The sequence below is a fragment of the Nostoc piscinale CENA21 genome, assembly GCF_001298445.1.
Classification (GTDB): Bacteria; Cyanobacteriota; Cyanobacteriia; order Cyanobacteriales; family Nostocaceae; genus Nostoc_B; species Nostoc_B piscinale_A.
Genome location: NZ_CP012036.1, coordinates 4309226 through 4331501 on the forward strand (window position 1 = coordinate 4309226; position 22276 = coordinate 4331501).

At 42.0% G+C, this 22276-nt stretch carries 19 protein-coding genes and 1 pseudogene; 11 read left to right on the forward strand and 9 right to left on the reverse strand.

All coding sequences use genetic code 11. The features are described from left to right. The first annotated feature begins 1187 nt into the window (after nt 1-1187). From ACX27_RS18740 to ACX27_RS18750, 3 genes are all read left to right on the forward strand, one after another. Nucleotides 1188-3539, forward strand: a complete 2352-nt coding sequence (locus ACX27_RS18740; protein ID WP_062294932.1) for a ribonuclease R family protein — start codon at nt 1188-1190, stop codon at nt 3537-3539. 19 nt (nt 3540-3558) lie between these two features. Further along, the gene (locus ACX27_RS18745) at nt 3559-4179 is read left to right on the forward strand and encodes a flavin prenyltransferase UbiX (protein WP_062294933.1); all 621 of its coding nucleotides are present in this window, start codon (nt 3559-3561) and stop codon (nt 4177-4179) included. 119 nt (nt 4180-4298) lie between these two features. After that, entirely contained in the window at nt 4299-4997 is a 699-nt protein-coding gene (locus ACX27_RS18750) for a hypothetical protein (protein ID WP_062294934.1), read from the forward strand. A gap of 75 nt (nt 4998-5072) precedes the next feature. Here ACX27_RS18750 and ACX27_RS18755 read toward each other — a convergent pair whose 3' ends face one another. Then, a complete protein-coding gene (locus tag ACX27_RS18755; RefSeq protein WP_062294935.1) occupies nt 5073-5273 on the reverse strand; it encodes a hypothetical protein in 201 nt (66 codons plus the stop codon). Nucleotides 5274-5744: 471 nt separating this feature from the next. Here ACX27_RS18755 and ACX27_RS18760 point away from each other — a divergent pair, with 471 nt between their 5' ends. From ACX27_RS18760 to argB, 3 genes are all read left to right on the forward strand, one after another. Beyond that, the gene (locus tag ACX27_RS18760; protein ID WP_062294936.1) at nt 5745-7382 is read left to right on the forward strand and encodes an NB-ARC domain-containing protein; all 1638 of its coding nucleotides are present in this window, start codon (nt 5745-5747) and stop codon (nt 7380-7382) included. Between the two features lie 42 nt (nt 7383-7424). Further along, entirely contained in the window at nt 7425-7985 is a 561-nt protein-coding gene (locus ACX27_RS18765; RefSeq protein WP_062294937.1) for a shikimate kinase, read from the forward strand. Between the two features lie 154 nt (nt 7986-8139). Next, nucleotides 8140-9033 (forward strand): acetylglutamate kinase, encoded by an 894-nt coding sequence (gene argB, locus ACX27_RS18770; protein WP_200929979.1) that lies wholly within the window; start codon nt 8140-8142, stop codon nt 9031-9033. An 88-nt stretch (nt 9034-9121) separates the two neighbouring features. On the opposite strand, the gene ACX27_RS18775 is transcribed toward argB, so the two are convergent. Continuing rightward, complete coding sequence (locus tag ACX27_RS18775; protein ID WP_062294939.1) at nt 9122-9532, reverse strand: hypothetical protein; 411 nt, start codon at nt 9530-9532, stop codon at nt 9122-9124. A gap of 151 nt (nt 9533-9683) precedes the next feature. Here ACX27_RS18775 and ACX27_RS18780 point away from each other — a divergent pair, with 151 nt between their 5' ends. Beyond that, nucleotides 9684-10214, forward strand: coding sequence for a tetratricopeptide repeat protein (locus ACX27_RS18780; RefSeq protein ID WP_200929826.1), 531 nt, complete (start codon nt 9684-9686; stop codon nt 10212-10214). A gap of 162 nt (nt 10215-10376) precedes the next feature. Further along, complete coding sequence (locus ACX27_RS18785) at nt 10377-11252, forward strand: DUF3153 domain-containing protein (RefSeq protein ID WP_062294940.1); 876 nt, start codon at nt 10377-10379, stop codon at nt 11250-11252. 126 nt (nt 11253-11378) lie between these two features. Here ACX27_RS18785 and ACX27_RS18790 read toward each other — a convergent pair whose 3' ends face one another. The 6 genes from ACX27_RS18790 to ebsA all read right to left on the reverse strand — a co-directional run bounded on the left by ACX27_RS18790 (nt 11379) and on the right by ebsA (nt 16135). After that, the gene (locus ACX27_RS18790; protein ID WP_062294941.1) at nt 11379-11768 is read right to left on the reverse strand and encodes a hypothetical protein; all 390 of its coding nucleotides are present in this window, start codon (nt 11766-11768) and stop codon (nt 11379-11381) included. 633 nt (nt 11769-12401) lie between these two features. Beyond that, nucleotides 12402-12893, reverse strand: a complete 492-nt coding sequence (locus ACX27_RS18795; RefSeq protein ID WP_062294942.1) for a YajQ family cyclic di-GMP-binding protein — start codon at nt 12891-12893, stop codon at nt 12402-12404. A 70-nt stretch (nt 12894-12963) separates the two neighbouring features. Further along, entirely contained in the window at nt 12964-13359 is a 396-nt protein-coding gene (locus ACX27_RS18800) for an MAPEG family protein (protein WP_062294943.1), read from the reverse strand. Nucleotides 13360-13453: 94 nt separating this feature from the next. Further along, nucleotides 13454-13957 (reverse strand): hypothetical protein, encoded by a 504-nt coding sequence (locus ACX27_RS18805; protein WP_062294944.1) that lies wholly within the window; start codon nt 13955-13957, stop codon nt 13454-13456. A 377-nt stretch (nt 13958-14334) separates the two neighbouring features. Next, the gene (locus ACX27_RS18810; protein WP_062294945.1) at nt 14335-15429 is read right to left on the reverse strand and encodes a phosphotransacetylase family protein; all 1095 of its coding nucleotides are present in this window, start codon (nt 15427-15429) and stop codon (nt 14335-14337) included. A 331-nt stretch (nt 15430-15760) separates the two neighbouring features. Next, nucleotides 15761-16135 carry a type IV pilus biogenesis protein EbsA gene (gene ebsA, locus ACX27_RS18815; RefSeq protein WP_062294946.1) on the reverse strand — a complete coding sequence of 125 codons (375 nt, stop codon included), beginning with the start codon at nt 16133-16135 and terminating at the stop codon, nt 15761-15763. Between the two features lie 513 nt (nt 16136-16648). Between ebsA and ACX27_RS18820 the strand changes: the two are divergent. Further along, nucleotides 16649-18056 (forward strand): annotated as a pseudogene (locus ACX27_RS18820) (glycosyltransferase family 2 protein). Between the two features lie 107 nt (nt 18057-18163). After that, entirely contained in the window at nt 18164-18802 is a 639-nt protein-coding gene (locus tag ACX27_RS18825) for a class I SAM-dependent methyltransferase (RefSeq protein WP_235526259.1), read from the forward strand. Between the two features lie 264 nt (nt 18803-19066). Here ACX27_RS18825 and ACX27_RS18830 read toward each other — a convergent pair whose 3' ends face one another. Continuing rightward, on the reverse strand, nt 19067-21049 hold the full coding sequence (locus tag ACX27_RS18830) for a DNA polymerase III subunit gamma/tau (RefSeq protein ID WP_062294947.1): 1983 nt from the start codon (nt 21047-21049) through the stop codon (nt 19067-19069). A gap of 239 nt (nt 21050-21288) precedes the next feature. On the opposite strand from ACX27_RS18830, the gene ACX27_RS18835 reads away from it, so the two are divergent. Then, complete coding sequence (locus ACX27_RS18835; RefSeq protein WP_235526260.1) at nt 21289-21984, forward strand: hypothetical protein; 696 nt, start codon at nt 21289-21291, stop codon at nt 21982-21984. Nucleotides 21985-22276: the final 292 nt, after the last annotated feature.

The window sequence follows — 22276 nt, forward strand, 5'->3', positions numbered from 1 at the left end:
CTGCTAAATCACGGGGTTAATTTTATCTATAGCAGGGAACAGAGAGGGAGAAACAAGGATGTTTGACAATTATTTCTTGTCCTCATTCATCTGGCAACTGCGATATTTACCCCAATGCCGAAAGGGAGATAACTATAATATGTCCACAGTGAATCTATGGAAATATTTTAATTTAAGTCTATAGTTCCTGGGTTGGCAGAGAAAAGTTTTAGGAAATCTCGGATTTAGTAAGATTGATTTGTCCGGCAAAGCGATCGCCTACAACTACCGCCCCATCCTCCAGCTAATTTTTCTGGTATCTTAAAATTCAGAGTAATGTTTATGCTTTGTCTGTGGTGTTGTCATTGCAGCAGTAACAATTATTTTGAGGCATAATTAACTACTAGCTCTATTTATGTAGGCGATATCGCCTTCAGTGCTATACTATTTACCTAAATCTCTATTTAGAATTATTTCCTAGAAGTACGCTCTAAATCTACAATAATGGAGATAAGGTTCGCCCTCACTGCTTGTATGACTGCTGACCTAATTGTGACCGATTCTACATGTGGGAATATTGGGTTAATCGGCAGTTTCTCCTAGTTAAACATCAGAGTCGGATGGCGTAAAAGCACCTTCAAGCTAGACAATCAAACACCTGTGGTTTTTCCGAATCGATCGCTTTTGGGTACTGTGGAGATGAACCTTAAGCCAGCCTCTCAAAAACCCTTTGCGTCATTACTTAGCAGGTAAAACCCCCTCATCAGGCGTACTTTATCAGTTTGGTTCAGTGAAGGAGCAGAAAACGCCAATTAACTCTGAAATGGTCATGCAGTGAGAAGTTCTCAAATTTCGGAAGTAAGTTGATCTCCAGGTAGGTTGACTGCTTTAATGGGGAACTTCACAGAACCATGCCTCAAGGCAACTCGTTTCCAGTTAGTTAGTATCTGTAGGCCGTGAGGGTATACAGAACAGAACCAGATTCAAGAAGAATTCAGAAGTCAGAATTCAGGAGTCAGAACAAGAAAGTGTGATGAAGCAGCGCCAAGAGTTAGAACCACTAAATCAAATCATATATTGAGTGTGAGACTTAAAACCGTGATTCATCCACCAGTCGCCAAAAGGTAAATTCTGAATTCTGACTCCTGTCTCCTGGATTCTTCATTGTTAAACCAACATGATGTTTTGACCAAAGGTCGGTTCACTGCATGGAATTTTCAATCGCTACACTCCTTGCCAATTTCACCGATGATAAATTGGTAGCTCGGAAAGTTTTAGAAAAGAAACTTGGCTGCGAAGATGAGGATAGTTTAGAAAAGCTGCATATTGCCTTGGATGTTCTCGAAAAAATCGGAATTTTGGTCAAAGAACGGGGCAAATATCGCCGCGTCTTTGAAGAAGGCGTGATCGAAGCTAAACTCCGCTGTTCTAGTAAGGGCTTTTGTTTTGCAATTCAAGATGTAGAAGGCGCTGAAGATATCTACATCCGCGAAAGTCATTTAAGTAATGCGTGGAATGGCGATCGCGTTTTAGTAAGAGTTCTTAAAGAAGGCAGTCGTCGGCGTTCTCCCGAAGGCGAAGTTAAGTTAATTTTAGAACGTTCTAATCACACTTTATTAGCCCGGATTAAACAAGTAGAAAGTGGTTTTCGCGCCGTACCTTTAGATGATCGCCTGCTGTTTGAACTCAAGTTGCAAACAGCTGGGATGACTTTAGCCGAAGCTATCGACCATCTCGCCCATGTGGAAGTGCTGCGTTATCCTTTAGCACAATATCCCCCCCTGGGAAGGGTCGTGCAAATTTTAGGTAGCGATGCGGAAGCCGCCGCCGATATTGATTTGGTGACTTGTAAACATGATTTATCCCGCAATTTTTCCGAAGCAGTACAAGAAGCAGCTGCTAAGTTACCGAAACGCATCCTGAAAGCTGATATCAAAACCAGATTAGATTTACGCAGTTTATTTACCTTGGCAATTACGGGGATCAATACTGATGCCAAGTTAGTAGAAAATGCTTTGAGTTTGGAAAAAACTAACAAAGGTTGGCGTTTAGGCTTTCACATTGCCGATGTTTCTCACTTCATTCAGCCCGATGAAATTTTAGATAGGGAAGCCTTGAAGCGCGGCCGTTCTGTGTACTTGGGTGATTTAGTATTGCCTATGTTACCAGACACTGTAGCTGATCGCTGTTCTTTAGCGACGGGAAGCGATCGCCTCACACTTTCATTCTTAATTACCATCGACCCAACATCCGGGGAAGTGGAAGAATGGGAAATTCAGCCAAGTGTGATTAATGTCGATACAGCCATTAATAAAGACAAAGCGGAAGCAGTTCTCAGTGGTCAACCTTCCAAGGAATCTGAGGAAGTTATTCAGTTATTGCAAAACCTGGAAGGTTTACACCAAGTTGTCAAACAAGCACGCCTAGCCCGTGGTAGCTTACAGTTAAACTTGCCACCCAATCAAAACCCTTACTTTGATGAAGGAATGTTAGGTGCGGTGGTGGTGAATAATTTAACTGTGCGATCGCTCCTCACAGAGTTTACGCTATTAGTCAATCAACTAATGGCAGAACATCTGAGTGCGTTAGGCATTCCCGCGATTTGGCGAGTCCAAGGCGCACCTGATCCCGAAGATGTCCAAGAAATGCTCAAACTGGCAATTAATTTGGGTGTGGAACTGACATTAGAACCCGACGCGGATATCCAACCCTTAGATTACCAGTTATTAACGCGAGCCTTTGCCGAATCACCTTCCGAACAGGTGTTAACTTATTTGTTGCAAGATACCCTCAAACCAGCCGCCTACAGCACCACCAAAGGCAGTCATTTTGGCTTGGCACTAGCGCAATATACCCACTGTACTTCGCCCTTACGCCGCTATCCTGATTTGCTCTTGCAACGAGTTTACTACCGACTGATTGAACATGGACGCGATCGCCGTACTACCCGCGTTAAAGACCGCGTTAACCTGCGTCATTCATCTTCCCACATCGAAGTCAGCTGGAACGTCTTACCGCCCGAATTGCAACAAGAACTGCAAAGCGATTTAACCAGGGTAATCATTCAACTCAACGACCGCGAAAAAGAAGTCCAAGAAGCCGAAGCTGACTTGGCAGGGTTGCAAAAAGCCCAACTGATGAAACAGCGCATCGGGCAAGTCTTCCAAGGCGTAATTACTGGTGTGCAGTCCTACGGGTTCTTTGTGGAAATTGAAGTCCCAACCACAGACTCACCCAAACAAAAACATCCCAGTGCGCCATTGCGGGTGGAAGGATTAGTCCACGTTAGTTCATTAAAAGATGACTGGTATGAATATCGCGCCAGACAACAAGCCTTATTTGGTCGAAAAAATCGCGCTTCTTACAGATTAGGCGATCGTGTATCAGTCCAAGTGAAAAGTGTCGATTACTACCGCCAACAAATTGATTTAGTCACCGTTGGCAGTGATGGACTACCTAAAGGCTTAGGTAATTCTGGTCTTAACGATGACCGAGATGACATTTATTTGTCCCGTGACCTTGAACCTAGCGATTTAGAACCTTATGCTGATGATGAATAAGTTTTGTTAAGAAAATCGCGTGTCACATCACACCAAGCCGTTAATCATTGGCGTATCAGGAGCATCTGGGCTAATTTATGCCGTTCGCGCTCTCAAGTATTTGCTTGCTGCTGACTATGAAATTGAATTAGTTGCCTCTAAATCAACTTACATGGTTTGGCAAGCAGAACAGGAAATTAAGATGCCGTCCGAACCAGCGCAACAAGAGCAATTCTGGCGCGAACAAGCAGGAGTACCTGTTGCCGGCAAACTATGCTGTCATCCTTGGAGTGATGTGGGAGCCAATATCGCCAGTGGCTCCTTTCGCACTTTGGGGATGATTATTATTCCCTGTAGTATGAGTACAGTTGCCAAGATTGCTGCTGGCTTGAGTTCCGACTTACTGGAAAGGGCTGCCGATGTCCAACTCAAAGAAGGGCGTAAACTAGTGATTGTCCCCCGTGAAACTCCCTTTAGCCTGATTCATCTGCGGAACTTAACCACCTTGGCAGAAGCAGGAGTAAGAGTTGTACCAGCCATTCCCGCTTGGTATCACAACCCCCAAACTATCGAGGATTTGGTAGATTTCGTTGTTGCCAGGACTTTAGATCAATTGGAGATTGACTGCATCCCGATTCAACGATGGCAAGGAAGAAAGTAAAAAGGTAAAAGTAAAAGGGTAAAAGTAAGATAGACTCTCTTTTACTTTTTTACTCTTACCTTTTGTTTTCATTGACCTAAATAACTTTTAACTTTTGCCTTTTAACTTTTGCCCTTTTTATGGCTGTACTTCGCTTAATTTTATTAGTGGCAATACTAGGAGGACTAACACTGTTGTTAGTGCAGAACTGGTCGCCTGCCATATCGTTAGTATTTTTGGGGGTGCGTACTCAACCATTACCCCTAGCGATGTGGATATTATTCATTACTACTGCGGGTGCTTTGACATCTGTATTGATAACTACTTTATTTAAATTATCGAGTTATTTTGCAGGGCAACCACAACCAGCCCCCAAATCACGAGTCACTCCTCGGCGTGTCACCACACCGCGTAGAGAAGAACCTCAATCTCAACCTTATACTCCGCCATCATCTTCTAGGTCAAATCAGGCGACTGCTAATGAAGAATTTGATGATTGGGAAACCAGCAGTAATAACGATGATTGGGATTTTGCGGAACAGTCAGAACCAGCGCCTCCACCCAGACCAAAAACTCAGCCAGAACGCAATTTTGAACCAGAAGAACGCCAGCCAGAGCCTAAAACCGCTTCTAAGTCTGGTTCGACCTATTCTTACAGCTACCGCGAACCAAAAAATACGGCTGTAGGCAAAACAGAATCAGTTTATGATGCTGACTACCGCGTGATTATTCCTCCCTATAAACAGCCTGACGAAGAACCCGCAAATACTAATGATGACGATGACTGGTCATTTTTTGAGGATGATGAATTTGGGGATGATGAAAAACCACGAAAATGATTGAGTAGACTCAGAGGCAGAAGGCAGGAGGCAGGAGGGAAGAGAATGGTAGTCTTGTTTACCTGTCTACAAACTTCACACTTCACACTTCACACTTCTTTCCCGCGATTCTTGCTTGACTTGGCCATTCATCGCCGCTTCCTGTAATGACATAAAAGCATTGAAATCTTCTAAGTCATAGCGGGTAGTCAATAAATGGCGCAATTGGTTTTCTGCTTCAACCGTTAGATAGCCAGTTGCTAAAGCTTGATGTACAACGTCACGAATTCGAGTCATGGTTGATGCCTCTTAACACACCACAATTAATTTATTCGGGCTGAGTCGGGTAGATTACGCATCGGTTTTGGTGTTTATACCTTAAATTTTGCAAAGCTTAGTTCTGACAAGCTCAAAAATTCAGTCATTTTTTACACCTTGCTTGGCAAAAGTTATTGATGAGAAGCTAGTTTCCAAGAACTTTAGAATTCCAATAATGTGATGTTGAAAACACAGTGGGATGCCAATCTAAAAATTCTCACAGTACAGACCAAAAGTTACGTAGATTTATGTTGACTGAGTTTGGTTGCTTAAAGTTTCAAACAAGCTTTATAAAAATTCCGTTAAGTCTAAAGATATCTAAGTAATAACTTCCAAGTCACCTAACAACAGTTAGTAAATTCGTTATAAATTTAATTTTGATTTATTCTGACTTCATCGAATAATAGTTAGGATATTTTCGGGGTTATATAAAATACATCAATAATGGTAATGATAACACCAGATGCAAATCAAGCAGAAGAAGAATTTTTTGAGGCTAAAAATAATTGGGAGTTAGAAAAGTTATACGTAGATTTAGCTTCCACAAAAGGTAAGGCCTTAACACCTGTAGAAAAGAAATTCTTGAGAGGTTTACTGTGTGGTTGTAGTCCGGCGGAAATTGCCAGTATAGTTTATCAAAGTCGTAGTAGTAGTACCGTTAGAGTTTATTTGTCTAATGGTTTATACAAGTATATAGAAGAAATGCTGAGTAATGCTGCTGGCTACTCAGTGAAAGTGAAAAATTGGAGCCGTGTAACTTATTTACTTGAGAAAGCTGGGTATAAGAAAATCAGGTTTCAATTATCAGCAGCCATCATTCCCCAACAAACACAAACGACTCCACAGACAGAGTTAGTCACAACTCCTGCTAAGTTGGTTCAAGATTGGGGTGAGGCAATTGATGTTAGTATTTTTCATGGGCGCACCACAGAACTAGCAAAAACTCAGCAGTGGATTTTGCAAGAAGGCTGTCGCTTGCTCTTGCTATTAGGGATGGGTGGTATTGGTAAGACTGCTTTCTCGGTAAAGTTGGCACAAGAAATTAAACATCAGTTCGATTATGTTATCTGGCGATCGCTACGTCTTGCCCCTGCCCCAGAGCAGATAATTGAACAGTTAATTCAGACTTTATTACCTACCGCCGAGACAGTAATTTCAGAAACTATAGAAGGGCGCATCTCTCAATTGATAGATTTTCTGCGACATAATAAATGTTTAATTATTTTAGATAATTTGGATGCGGTTTTAGCGAGTAATGATATTGATGCTAATTTAACAGTTAGTCACCACGGGATAAAGAATCATGTTCCTGCTTTTATCCTGCCGCAAATTCAATATCGTTCAGGCTATGAAATCTATGGTGAATTTATCAGGCGAATAGGTGAGTCTCAGCATCAAAGTTGCTTAATATTAACCAGCAGAGAAAAAATTCCAGAGATTGTAGCTTTAGAAGGGAACACATTACCCGTGCGCTCTTTCAGATTAACTGGTTTAAATCAATCAGAAAGTCTGTCACTTCTAAAATATAAAGGGTTATTCAATATATCAGAAGAAAAATTCCGCATCTTGTCAGAACAATATGCAGGCAATCCCTTATTTCTCAAATTAGTAGCGACAACAATTCAAGATTTATTTGCGGGTAATGTTGACGAGTTTATTCAGCAGGGAACCGTAGTTTTTGGCGAAATTCGCACCATATTAGACCAACAGTTTAATCGTTTGTCGCAGTTAGAAAAGCACATGATGTACTGGTTGGCAATGAATAATAATGCTGTTTCAGTGCGACAATTGCAGAAAAACACCATACCAGGATTGTCGCCTAGATTGTCGCAAAGATTAATCTTGGAAGCTGTCGATTTGTTGCATAAGCGATCGCTACTTGAAAAGGCTACATCTACGCCCATCGAACAACAAGCTTCTAGCTTTTCGCTAACTGTGGTGTTAATGGAGTATATCGTTGAACGGTTAATTGAGGAAAACTTAAAATTAAGTGACGAACAAGAAAGCTACTTTTTAATGAGTCAGACGATTTTTGCAGCCCACCTCAAAAACCATATCAAACAAAGTCGCTTGAATGCCGAGATTTAAAGTAAAGTGAGGAGTTGAGAATTTACTGGAGTAAAGCGACTGGTGAGCAGCTTATTGCAAGGAGTCAGCCTATACTTGATTGGTATGATGGGCGCTGGCAAAACAACGGTAGGACGTTTACTAGCACAGCAGTTGGGTTATGGGTTTGTGGATACTGATGATGTGATTACTCAAGCCACAGGTAGAACCATCAATCAGTTATTTGCTGAAGAAGGAGAAGCTGCATTCCGCCAGTTGGAAAGTGATGTATTGGCACAAATTAGCGCCCATCTTAAATTGACTGTAGCTACAGGTGGCGGCATTGTGCTGCGGCGAGAAAATTGGAGTTACTTGCGCCACGGTTTAATTGTCTGGCTAGATGTACCCGTGGAACTACTCTATACTCGCTTGGCGGAAGATACCACAAGACCATTACTGCAAGATCCTGATCCCCAAGGTAAATTGCGATCGCTCCTCGAACAACGCCAACCACTCTACGCCCAAGCTGATTTACATATCATCGTCAACGAAGGTGAAACACCAGAACAAATCGCTAACAGAGTTATGGAAGCAATTCCTAGCGTTTTGAAAACTACTGCATCTCATCAGAATGTAGAAAATTGAGCGATCTCCCGAAAGTATCTACACCAGAGAAGAGGCACTCTTGACTAGATACTAAGATTTTTACTCAGCACTCAGCACTCAGCACTTCTAAGCAAGAGATTGTGACCAGAGAAAAAGTCTTCTACACTGACTGCATAGGTTTTAAATCTCAATCATAATGGTCAACGATACTGAGTATATCAGGCAAGCTGAAGCCACCCGTGTACGGGTACTCAGCGAAGCACTACCCTACATTCAACAATTCGCGGGACGTACTGTTGTTGTGAAATATGGTGGTGCGGCGATGAAAGACAGCACCCTCAAAGACAAGGTAATCCGCGATATTGTCTTTTTATCTTGTGTTGGTTTGCGCCCGATTCTTGTCCACGGTGGTGGCCCAGAAATTAACAGTTGGTTAGATAAATTAGGCATCGAACCACAATTTAAAAATGGTTTGCGAGTTACTGACGCTGCCACAATGGATGTTGTGGAAATGGTGTTAGTCGGTCGAGTAAATAAAGAAATTGTGGCTTTGATTAACCAAGCCGGTGGTATGGCTGTGGGTTTATGTGGCAAAGATGGTCATTTAATTACCGCCCGTCCCCAAGGTCAAGAAGGCATCGGCTTTGTGGGTGAAGTTAGCGGTGTTAATATCAAAATTTTAGAAACTCTTTCAAGTAATGGTTATATTCCAGTAGTGTCAAGTGTTGCTGCTGATGATTCGGGACAGGCTTATAACATTAACGCAGATACCATTGCGGGGGAAATTGCTGCGGCGCTGGGGGCAGAAAAGTTAATTTTGCTGACTGATACGAGAGGGATTTTAAAAGATTACAAAGACCCATCAACTTTGATTCCCAAAGTTGATATTCGGGAAGCCAGGGAATTGATTGCTAGTGGTGTAGTCAGTGGCGGGATGATCCCCAAAGTTAATTGTTGCGTGCGATCGCTCGCTCAAGGAGTCCGGGCTGCACACATTATCGATGGTCGTTTACCCCACGCACTGCTACTTGAAATCTTTACCGACGTTGGGATTGGGACGATGATTTCTGGTTCTCACTTTGTTTGAAGAAGGCAGGAGGCAGGAGGCAGAAGGTTTTGTTCAGAAAAGGATTCTGACTCCTCCTGAAAAATAGCCACTGCCTTCTGCCATAAAATTACCAAGGATGAGTGATAATCACCCGCGATCGCCCTCTAAAGGGTGTCCGTTGCCAGGAATTATTGATAATCACTGGATTGACGATTGTGGAATCTTTAATAATGGGATTCACCAAAGTCGGGTTCACCAGTGTGGAATTATTGAACCTGTCGTACCTGACTTGAGGATAATAGGGGTAGATGGTGCGGCTAGGTAAAAGCCCTGTTGTGGGATCTACGGGCATAGGTGTGGGAATCGGACTACCATAAATAAAAGAACCAACAGCAGGCGGCTGATTGACGCTAAAAGGATTGCTGCGATCAATCACAATCACTTGTTGGGCTGAAGCTGGAGTAATTACGGTACTCATCAATACCAAAGTGATTCCGGCTCCTAGCCAATTCAGTTGAAAAAGCTTGATATCTACCATATTTTGCTCACCTGCATTGCATAATTAAGGGTTTTTACAGATGACTTCTAGTTAGAATTGTAAAAGCTTATTTACTCGAAGATTGCCAGCTTTTGAAAAGATTACAAAAAGATTTCTGGCGTTGGCAAAATTAAAGCAGGGCTGATTTAATATGCAAGACGTGAGTGAACAAAGTTTAGAAATTGCCAGAAAGCGTTACCAAGCTGGGAGAATTGCCTTTGAAAATGGGCAGTATCGGGAAGCGATTGAAAATCTGGAAAAGGCCAGCGCCTTGTTAGCGCGGAATTCCCGCTTAGGGGGAGAAGCACAACTATGGCTAGTAACAGCTTATGAAGCAGCCGGCAGAAATGAAGAAGCGATCGCACTTTGCAAACAACTACAACGCCATCCTTATTCCGAAACAAATAAACAAGCTCGGCGATTGCTCTACATTTTACAAGCACCAAAGCTGAAACGACCCAGCGAATGGATGACGGAGATTCCCGATTTGGGTGCATTATCGGATAATGAATCGAAAATGCGGGTGGCGACTAATCCCCCCAAATCTTCTGTCAAGAAAAAACCTGCTGACAAGGAATTTGTTGATCTCAGCCAAGTTAATACCAAAGATAATCGCTTTATTTGGGTAGCGATCGCTGCTATTGGATTAATTCTCTCCTACTTAACTTGGTTGGCATTCTGAAGTATGAAGTATGAAGTATAAAGTGGTTATCAATCATGCAGAACAAGATACCCTACTTATTAAAGAAGTCTGATCTGCATCCTTTATGCTCTAAGTCAAATATGAAATTTTATTTCAGACTTCATACTTCAAAATTCATACTTCTTGAGGAGAAATACAGTGATGAATTTTTCTAAGTTGGGAAAAATATTGATGTGGTTAATTCAACCATTGGGCGGGTTAATGACACAACTCAGACACAACATTAACCGCATCTTTTCCCCAAGAAAAACTATTTTGTGGCTAGTAGTGTTAACATCCCTGCTGTTGTCTGGGTGTGTAAAGTATGATGTTGGCGTGAATTTTCATCACTCCAATAGCGGCGAACTAGTGCAGCATATTAAGTTAGGTGAACAGCTTACTAGTTTTAGTGGTGATTATGTATATGCCTGGTTAGATAGTATAGAAAATCGGACTCGTAAACTAGAAGGCAAAGTCCGACGTATTTCTCAAGAAGAACTAATAGTTACCATTCCCTTTAGTAATGGTCAAGAATTACAAACTAAGTTTAATGACTTTTTTAATTCCCACAACAACCAAAAAGTAGCAGCTACAAATAGCGAAGCTGAATCAGAATTACCGAAAATTGAATCTAATTTACTGCTATTCCAGAATAATTTTTTATTGTTAGTGCGGAATCGGTTAATTTATGATTTAGACTTGCGATCGCTGGCGTTAATTGCCAGTAAAGGTAACGTCATTGCTGATCCAGGTGCAATTCTCAATTTAGAATTTAGCTTAAACACTCCCTGGGGTGCGAACAATATTCAACTCACTGAAAATGCTGTCGAACCAGAAAAACAAGGTAATCAACTGCTGTGGCGACTCCAACCCGGTGAACTCAATCATATAGAAGTAGTATTTTGGCTTCCCAGTCCTTTGGGTATTGGTGCTTTGTTAATTGTCTTGTTCGTTTGGGGTGGAATGTACCTCAGATACACCTTTATGCCAGATCCAAGAGTTCAGTTTACACCTCAATCAACTGCAACAGAATCTTAATTTATCCAAAGAGAATTCAGTAGTCAGGAGCCAGAATTCAATTCTGAATTCTGTGCCAGTTGCGGGTATTTTCCCCCACTAATTAATTCTAACTTCTGAATTCTGACTTCTTCAAAGCAACGAATTCTATTCTTGAGGGCTACTAGGTAGTACTCCCGTGATAGTTCTTCCTATTCCAGTCTTTTCAGCTACTGCTTGTAGATCATTATTCCAGGTGAGTGGTACTTCAATAACACAGGCGCGATGAAAACGAACTGTCTCGCCATTCTCAACATAGATGATTTCATCTTCGAGAAAGTGGCGGTATGTGTCTAGTACTGTACCAATTAACTCCGTACCTTCCACAGCAGTGATTTCTACATAAATGGCTTCAAAACAGTTATCTGGATAGTTCACCTGAACCCGCACAATATGATTCACGCTTAGATGTTGGCGCACCTCTGACTTGAGTTGTTCGCCATTCCAATCATAAATGTCTTCTTCTTGCAGTTGATGAAATGTCACACCAGATTTCATTGTGTAGATACCTTATCAATGATCCATCTTTTCATTATCCTCTTACTGCCAGAACAAACCAGTGAGTACAAGAGGTAAAAGTATTAATATAGACACAATTAAAACAACAGTTGCTGGATCAATTTTAATGGTATTCTTCTGTGGATCACGCATTTGACTAATCTCTCACAATAACTATACTTATATCTATTCTCTATGAAGATGTACCTAATTATTTTGGGATATAGCAGTCCTATGTGAGATAGGAACAAAATAGACAAGGGAGACAAGGGAGACAAGGTTGAGAGATGTTTATCAATGATTTAGGATTGCTATAGCAATCTTAAATCATTTGTGAAATTCTCTTTCTTTTCCTCCTTCTCTTTCTTTGTGTCCTACCCTTCTCCCAAAGGGAGACGCTACGCGAACGGGAAGCCACTTCGTGTCTATGCGCCCTTTGCGGTACCCTTCGGGAAGCCGCTTCGCGTCTACGTTAAAAAGAATACTTTTTCACAACTCAGATAGGATTGCTATATATGAATAATAATCTGGGGAAAACTCTGGGTATGTTGCGTTGACTATAAAACAAACTGCCAACGAATAAGAACTCGCTGGCAGTTTCTAGGAAAAAGTTTAACTAGATTTAGGAATTTCCTAACGATAGTTTGTAAATTGTAATGCAACTGGGTAGTCTTCTTGTTTTAACCGTTGAATGATAATTTGTAAATCATCTTTTGATTTTGCAGAAACCCGTACAGCATCACCTTGAATTGAAGCTTGCACCTTTTTAAATTCATCACGAATCAATTTAGAAATTTGCTTGGCAATATCCTGGCTGATACCTTTTTTGAGTGTGATTTCTTGACGTACACGATTACCACTCGCAGATTCAACTTTGCCAAATTCAAAAATCTTTTGAGAGAGACTACGCTTGGCAGCTTTTTCGCGCAGAATGTTGTGTACAGAATCTAAAGTAAACTCACTGTCGGTATTAACAGTAATAGTTGTTTCACCCAATTCAACTGTAGTTTTAGTATCTTTGAGGTCATATCGACTGTTAACGTCTCGCACAACTTGATCAACAGCGTTAACTAATTCTTGCCGATCAAAATCGCTCACAATGTCAAAGGAGTAAGTTGAAGCCATAAAAATTGTTAACTTTGGGATTGTGGATGAGTTTATTGGTAATTGGTATTATCTCTCCTCTTCCCTAATTTTAATTATTTGCTTGCATGATGCTAAAGAAGAAGAGCGTAGCAGAACCCAAAGAACCAACAGCAAACATCAGCGATCGCAAAAGCGGTATATTCAAAATATAAAAGATAGAGTATAACAACCGCGTCACGACAAAAGCGATCGCCGCAACTACAGCCACAGTAGAATTTACATTAGTGACATAAGCCATCAATGCGGCGACAGCAAAAATCGTAAATGTTTCAAAAGAATTTTGATGCGCCCAAGTCGCTCGTTGAGCATAAGGTGGCAATTTATCAAACATCGCGCGAGGTGCGGAAATATCATATCCCACACTCAACCGGGCATACGCCACCAGCAAAAACGGCAGATAAATTAATACAGCAGCTGCGGCAATACAGTACAAAAAAATAGTCATTAGCTACTAGTCCATAATTATTAGTCATTAGTCATTGGTCATTAGTCATTAGTAAATTGCAAATGACAAAGGACAAATGACAACGGATAAATGACTAATCAAAGTAAAACAAAGTTACTACTTTTCTTTGTTCTTCGGCATCCCCACAAGTTTGTAGCAGAGTGCGACTGTCATGAAAAGCAAAACAAATTAACTGTTGGCAACGCGAGACAATCTCTTTGTTACAGATGTAACTAGCTTCAGCCAGAGTCAGGTTATCGTTACTGGGATTTTCTACCAGGTGCATTACCTGTTCTAACTGTTGCCGAGATTCGTAAGGCTGACGTTCCAAGCTTTGGGGAAGAATTACAGTTAGCAAATTGGGATCAGCCCGCATTGCGCCCTTGATGGCAGCTGAATTCGTTCCCGTAGCCCCAGAGGTAATAATCCGATTGCCTGATAACACCAAAGCGTATGTCATCATTTCAATCAGATTTTGATGGGTAATCGGCACATGACGAGAACCCAGCAAAGCAATTCGCTTAGAACCTGTTTGCTGGATTGTCGCCAGTTCTTGCGCTAATGTATCGAGGTTAATCAGGTCTATTGACTGGCTCAAAGATAAAATTAATTAGAATTTAACGACCCAGCTATTTTACCAAACAGAGTGTAGGTAGACAGCCAGCTGAAGTTAGACATTGCTACAATTTTTGAATTATTTAACTAAGTAGCTGGCTAAGTGAGTCAAGATAGCAGTCTTATTTTATGTGTGAACAAGGGAGATAAGGGAGACAAGGAAGATAGGGTGGACAAGGGAGAGAGTGTTTATAAATCATTGAAGATTGCTAGAGTTAACCAAAATCAGGCTTTTGATGAACATTGACCAGGCCAATTTTAGATTTTGGATTTTAGATTCAGGGAAATGTTCAATCTAAAATCCAAAATTGGTTAATTCCCTGGTGGGTAAAGTCAATCTCAAAGATACTTAGTGTGTGGCTAAGATAAGGCTGCTGCTGTACTTAAGCCCAGTTTCAGTAATAAACGCTCAATATCAAAATGCTCATTCATCAATTGGCGGATGCACTGCACCTTAATTGGTTCATGGACACGTACTTGACCAAAAGTCCGGTCAACAATTTCTACGGTAGTCAAGGTGTCTAAGTCAACAGACAAAATTGGGATTTCCAGTTCTTCAGCACGACTGAGAATAAATTGCGGCGGTGGTAATTGTCCTGTGAGAATTAGGCATTGAGTTGAGGTTTCTAGGGCAGCTTGTTGAATTTCTACCCGATCGCCTCCTGTGACTACTGCCATGTTACGCCGTTTGCGGAAATACTTGACAGCTGCATTGACGTTCATCGCCCCAATAGCCAGACTTTCTACCATCAAGTCTAAGCGATCGCTACGGCAGAGAACTTCCGCATTTAACTGGTTGACTAGTTCCCCGACGCTGACACTCCGCAGTAAATCATTTTTTGGCAGTGTTCCTAATACGGCAATTCCTTGCTGTTCCAAAAATGGACGCACAAGGGTTTCAACCATTTCCAATTCTTGGGGAGGAATATCATTGAGAACAACACCCACCAAGCGATCGCCTACACGCTCTTTTGCTGCCAACAACGCATCTAGAGAAAGTAACGAGTTGTAACGATTAACCAACAAAACCGCAGCGTCTAAAACTTCAGCGACTTGTAGCGTTGATAAATCAAATAAATGTCCTTCTGTTAAATTGCCTGGCCCCTCCAGTAAGACTAAATCGCCGCGAGTAACTTGCAAATATTCCTGAATCAGCGACTGGCGATAATTATTGTTATCTTCGCCACTTAAACGTTTTTGGACACTGACTGCATCTAAAGCCAGCATGGTAGGCGCAATGCGGTTGGCTGCTAGATTCAGGCTAGAAGCAATAAACTGGACATCTTCTTCAATTAAGGTACCGCTAGAGGTTGTCAAACAAGTTCCCAGCGGTTTGCCGTAGGCAATATCCAGTCCTTTTTGCTGTAGCTGATAAGACAAACCCAAAACTGTTGCAGATTTTCCGCTATAAGTTTCAGTTGAGCCAATCAGCAGATGTTTAGCAGATTTTGGCACACATGCACTCCTAATTTCAAAAGGAAGTAGAACCCAGCTAGGTGTTTACTAATTTTAGTTTGTTCCAGCAAAAGACTTACGCTCTCAGCGAGCATAGTTTTTGAGAATTAACATTTTTTTTGGTCAATAAAATAGCTTTTATCTACAGTATTGATCCTGTAAAGTTACTAACTACTAGGTATTGAAAATAATGCTTAAAATGTTATGGGCTGGATGCTAAATATATCAACTAGACTATGCCTTAATGTTCGTAAGCATAACTGTCTGGGTTAGGTTCAAGGGAAATAGTTTTCCCTTGTAATCCTATACCCTCAACTTTCAGGGAATTAATTTATTCATCAATACGCAGCAACTTTCTGTAGAATGATTGGGAAAAGTCTGTGACACGATAACGTTTATAGTTTTCCATTAATTCAATTAAAAAACTAATAAACTCAAAGCTGGCCATCATCACTTCATAACTGAGTTCAGCATTACCATCAAACTGCATTCGGCAGCGCGTTAAGTCTGAAGGCAGGGTGGCCACATTCCAAGAAGCGACAAAGGGAATATTTTCACTGGCTTCTATTTTGCGGTGTCCCTCCAAAATACCTTTTTGATAGAGACTGATGGCATAGGGCAAGAAATTCCGCTTTGTACCCTGAATATAAGGCAAGTAAACGCTTGCTTGCTGCTGAGTTGCAGGCTGGAGTTGCTCAATAGACATTGTTGAATATTCCTCAAGTTAGGTGAAACTGGGGATATTAGTCGTTGTCAATAGTATTCCCAAAAAAAACTGATGTAATACACACTACAAAAGCACAACTCTCAGGAAAAGCCTGAAAATATTTCGCAAAAAACATTAATGAATAGCAATAATCAATAAGTAATTCTTTGTATTTTGTCTTTTTAGTTTTGAGTTTGTGATAGTGAGAGCAAAGTTACTACTAAGAAATATTAAAATTTCGGTTACAATAAGGCTGCATTAACTTTTATCCAAGCTGGGGCAGTAGCGACGAAAAAACCTAACACTAGGTCTTGAAGACGCTGATTGCAATGTCTCACAACCAAAAGCTGTGCCTATCTTGTAATTACTTCGTTGAATCTACCGTTGCCGTTGAAAAGCAACTTAATGTTGATACAGCAAGTAATGCTAGATGGCAGAGTAAAAGTTTGACGTTACAGAATTCCCGGCTTATTTATGGGTGTAGAAAAATACTGGTATCGCATTAAGTAACCTATGCCAGCGAACTCCTGGCCTGAAAACGATTCATACAAAGAGCTTGACCCGCTAGATTCTCTGTTGGCTGACCTATCGGCGACAGAAGATTCATTGGTAGGGACAAATCGTTTGTCTCAACCATCACGGTTTCAAGGACGTAGACGTAAAGCCGCTCTGGTGTTGTCAATAGTTTGGAGTGGTACGATCGCTCTACACTTAGCTTCTTGGGCTTACATTTTTGTTCTGGGGTTGACCACAATCCTGGGTGTTCATGCGTTAGTGGTGATATTCGCTAAACCTCGCCGTTATCAAAAAGAAATGCAGGGTGAATTACCTTCTGTATCTTTGTTGGTAGCTGCCAAAAATGAGGAAGCGGTGATTGGGAAGTTAGTCAAGAATTTGTGCAATTTGGAATATCCAGATGGACAATACGAAGTCTGGATAATTGACGATAACAGTACTGACAAAACACCGCAAATCCTAGCAGAACTGGCGAAGGAATACAAAAAACTCAAAGTACTGAGGCGTTCCCCCCAAGCTGGTGGCGGTAAGTCGGGAGCATTAAATCAAGTTCTGCCCCAGACGAAAGGCGAAATTATTGCTGTGTTTGATGCTGATGCTCAAGTGTCATCAGATTTGTTACTCCAAATAGTACCTTTGTTTCAAAAAGAAAAAGTTGGTGCAGTGCAGGTGCGGAAAGCGATCGCCAACGCTAAAGAAAAATTTTTGGACAAAAGGTCAGATGGCAGAAATGGCACTGGATACTTGGTTCCAGCAGCAGCGCATTGCTTTGGGTGGAATCGGGGAATTGCGCGGTAACGGTCAATTTGTCCGCCGCACAGCCTTAGACAGTTGTGGTGGGTGGAATGAAGAAACCATCACCGACGACTTGGATATGACCTTGCGCTTGCATTTGGACAACTGGGATATTGAGTGTGTGTTCTCCCCAGCCGTGCAGGAAGAAGGTGTCACCAATGCGATCGCGCTTTGGCATCAGCGCAACCGTTGGGCAGAAGGCGGCTATCAGCGTTATTTAGATTACTGGGATCTGATTCTGAAAAACCGTATGGGAACCCGCAAAACCTGGGATATGCTCATGTTTATGATCACCATGTACATCTTGCCTACGGCTGCCATCCCAGACTTATTAATGGCAATTGCTAGGCATCGCTTACCACTGCTAGGCCCAGCTACTACCTTATCTGTATCTATGTCCGTGTTTGGAATGTTTGCCGGACTACGACGGATACGTCAAGAGCAGAAATTCACCGTTGCGACTTATCCGGTGTTACTACTACAAACCCTGCGCGGCACATTATACATGCTGCACTGGTTAGTAGTGATGAGTAGTACCACCGCTAGAATGTCCTTTAGACCAAAGCGTCTGAAATGGGTAAAGACAGTACATTCTGGCAGTGGAGATTAGAAAGGCAAAAGTTAAAAGGCAAAGGGCAAAAGAAAATTTTTCTTTTGCCCTTTTGTTTTTAGCAGAAAAAAGCTAGGTTAAAAAGTCACAACACTTAATACATTCACATGGAGAAGTCAGGCCCAAACTTTTTTGATGATGAAGCAGTTTTTGCAACCTATATGCAACATCGTCAACGTGTAGATACGGCTAATGATACGCTGGAAAAGCCAGTGTTGATGGATCTCATTCAACCCATTACTGACAAACGTATCCTGGATATAGGGTGTGGCGATGCAGCAATTGGGCGTGAACTTCTCCACCAGGGAGCGGCGAGCTATATTGGCATCGAAGGCTCACATAAGATGGCTAATCTTGCACATCAAACACTAGCAAACACTTCTGGCAAAATTATTTTGCAAACGATTGAGGATTGGACGTACCCGCAGGTAGCATTTGATTTAGTGATATCAAGACTTGCCCTACATTATGTCGCTGATCTGGCGCTAATTTTTACCAAAGTCTTTGATGCGATCGCCCCATCGGGACAGTTTGTGTTTTCGGTGGAACATCCGGTGATTACGTCGTGCGATCGCGGCTGGATAGGTGGTACGCTCCGCCACGGTTGGATTGTCGATAACTATTTCAAAACCGGACTGCGAGTGACAAACTGGCTTGGTGGCACAGTAAAAAAAATATCACCGCACGGTCGAAGAATATTTTCATCTCCTTCAAAACACTGGATTCATCATTACGGATCTGCGTGAGGCACATCCGCAACATGAGTACTTCCAAGACATAGAAACTTACGAACGGCGAAAGCGTATTCCACTATTCTTGATTTTGGCAGCCCGCAAGCCTGCTTAGTACCTAAGCAAAAAAATTGTAGTAGCGCGGCAAGCTTAAAATGTTGGGTGCAAAAAACTGTTAAAAACAAAAATTTAATCGTTATGATGATGACTCAATCAAACAAATTAGACTAGACGCGCTACTACCAATGCTTTTACCTTTTTACTTTTTACTTTTACCTTTTAATCATCAACCTCCACTTCCTCTACCCAATCCGACGGAGTGATAGAACCAGATAAATCGGAACCATCATCGGCAAAGCGGACAATCTGCCCATCGAAAAATTGTGCTAAATGTTGGGCGGCTCTTGTTACTTCCTCCCATTCTTCTGATGAATTTTCTGTGGGTTGTGGGGGAGATTGGATGTGAGCAGTACCATTACCATTTGTGGAATATTCTGGTTTTACAGGTGGCGGTGTAACTGGTGGTGGCGCTGGTACTGGTGGCGGTGTAAATGCTTGGGGTGTTGCTGCTGGGTGATGGTTATTTTTTTGGGGCAGAGAAGGTTTGTGAACCCCATTAGAATTATTGGTTGATGGTTCTTTTTTTGGGGGAGAAGCAGTTGCGGCTGTGGCTTTTTCTAGGCTGACTTCAACGTTGCGATTCACAGTCTGCTGAAAAGCACCAGCAATCATGGTGAGGTCAGATTTAACTTTGTCATACCATGCAGGTTTGACACCTACACGCGCACTATTACCGTTAAACTCAATCAGATGGCACATTTGCCCTAATAATGCCCGACGGGGAAGTAACTGAATATTACTCAGTACTTGCTGCCAAATTTCGGTTAAGTCTGGTTGTGCAGTTTCTGGTGTGGCTTCTGCGGCGACAGGTTCAGGTTTTTGTACTGGCGGTGCTGGTGATACGGGTTGCGGGTTTGCAGGTATGACTTCTGCGGTAACTGGTTGTACAGGTGACTGATTTAAAGGTGCAGTGTGAGGCGGTGGTGATATAGGTTGGGGGTTTGAAGGTGGAGGAGCAGCTGTTTCGGTTAGTAGTGGTGATGGGTGATGATTATTTTGTGGTGCTGGGATATTGACTTTTGGGACAACAACTGTGGCTGCTGACTGAATACTGGCGCTGGGTAATAATCCGAGTAATGTTACTTCTAACCACAAACGCGGCTGGGTAGTATTTTTAATTTGAATTTCTGCTGTTCGCAGATGTTGTTGTCCTGCCAAGATTGTGCTGATGTGTAAGTTTTGGGCTAACTCAACTAAGGCTGCCCAAGTTTGTGGAGTACAAGCTATCAAGTCTTGGCGATTGGGGGCTGTTTTAGCAATGAGTAAGTCACGGTAGAGGTTGGCGAGATTTTGCAGAATAGTGAGTGGTTCTCGTCCTCGGTCGAGAATGTGGCGGCTACAATCTAAGATTGTTTCTGGGTTATCTTGAGCGATCGCACTCAATAAGGCTAACAAGTCGCGTTCACTAACAGAACCGACTAAATCCCAGACTCTTTCCGGTGTGACTTGCCCTGATAATAAGGCTAATTGGTCAAGTAAACTTTCTGCATCCCGCAACCCACCTTGGGAAATTTGGGCGACTAAAGTAACAGCTGCTTCCGAAATATCAATACTTTCCTTCCAGGCGATCGCATTTAAATGCTTCACCATCGCCTCTATTTGGATACGTCTAAAATCGAACCTCTGACATCGAGAAATAATTGTAGGTAAAACTCTTTGTGGGTCGGTGGTTGCGAGAACGAAGACTACATGTTTAGGCGGCTCTTCTAGTGTTTTTAGTAACGCATTGAACGCCTGCGTACTGAGCATGTGACATTCATCGACCACGTACACTTTATACCGACACTGCACTGGGGCGAACTGTGCTTTTTCGATGAGTTCGCGGATATTATCGACACCAGTGTTACTGGCGGCATCAATTTCTATTACGTCTAAAGAGTAGCCTTTGGTGATTCCCTGACAGACATCGCATACCCCACAAGGTTCGGCGGTGGGTTTGTCACTTTTGAGACAATTGAGGGACTTGGCGAGAATTCTGGCGCTAGATGTTTTACCCGTACCTCTTGGCCCAGTGAACAAATACGCCGGGGCAATTTTAGTTGTACGGATAGCATTAACTAGGGTGGTAGCGATCGCCTCTTGCCCCACCAGTTCAGCAAAACTCTTTGGGCGATACTTGTGGTGCAGGGGTTCGTAAGGCATGGAAGGAAAATGTCAATTCATTTTCAGAATCGATTTTTACATAAACGCCCAAATCGGCGCTCAAATATTTTAAACGCAGCTTGTCTGTTTTTAATGATTATAGTACATTTGAACCATATAAAGTATGAAGTTAAGATTTCAGACTTCACACTTCATACTTCAGAATGTACATTTTCTTAACTGCACTACCGCCATCTTCGAGAGCGATCGCTACAATCTTAGGGTAGACAATACACTTTATGGTGGGACAAATGCTCAAGCGGTTAATTCGATGGCTCAAAAACCTTTTTCAGAGCTTATTTGGCAGAAAATCAACGCCGAAAACAGCAGATGTAAATATCCCACAAGAGTCAGCACCGCCTCTGAGTGATACAGATTTAGAATTTCTCTTCACCGAACTGCTAGAAGGCGTACATCAGGCGCGGGGACAAGCTTGGGCGATCAAATGGTTGCATAATATTGAGCATCGGGTTTCCACAGAACGTTGGCTAGAGTGGTTACGCCGCTTTGGGGAAAGATTACTGGCTGCACCTACACCAAATAATGAGTTAGCAGCGCGGTTAGTCCAACTGGGTGATTTAGGCGTAGGTGAACTGGGTGATGAAGCTTACGAAATTGGGATGCAATTATTAACACGTAATTCTGGCGAAACCATCTGGGAATATGATGGGCCAGATGTATTCAGCACCCATTCCCCATCAGATGATGACCAAATATTACAAACCGAAACAACGGATGATTCTGCCTCAGAAGCAGATTATCAAACTGTCACTTTAGAGCAGTTATTTGGCATGATGCAGGAAGATGAAAACTTACGTCAGCAGATTTCCCAACAATTAGGGATTGAGTCTGATGATGCAGAAGTAATTATCAAAGAATTGGTGCATCAATACTATATGCCCAGTAGCGCACCATCTGATGAAGCGATAACTTAATAGGATTTCGGATTTTAGATTGAGAGCGTAAAAACTAGCAATAGTAATATTCTTACCGCCTGACTTGAAAGTGCTGAGTGCTGAGTAAAAATGCTAGTCTCACTTTCATACTTGGCTACGAAGCTTGTTTCATCGGGACTGCCTTCTGCCTCCTGCCTCCTGCTATAACAACTAACAAAGTTTTGTATATTTTTGATAAACATCTACCCAATAAACCCGTTTATGGCAGTGGGTTTCACGCAAATCTAGCCTTTTTTGACATAACGATCACTACAATCTAGGATAAACAAAA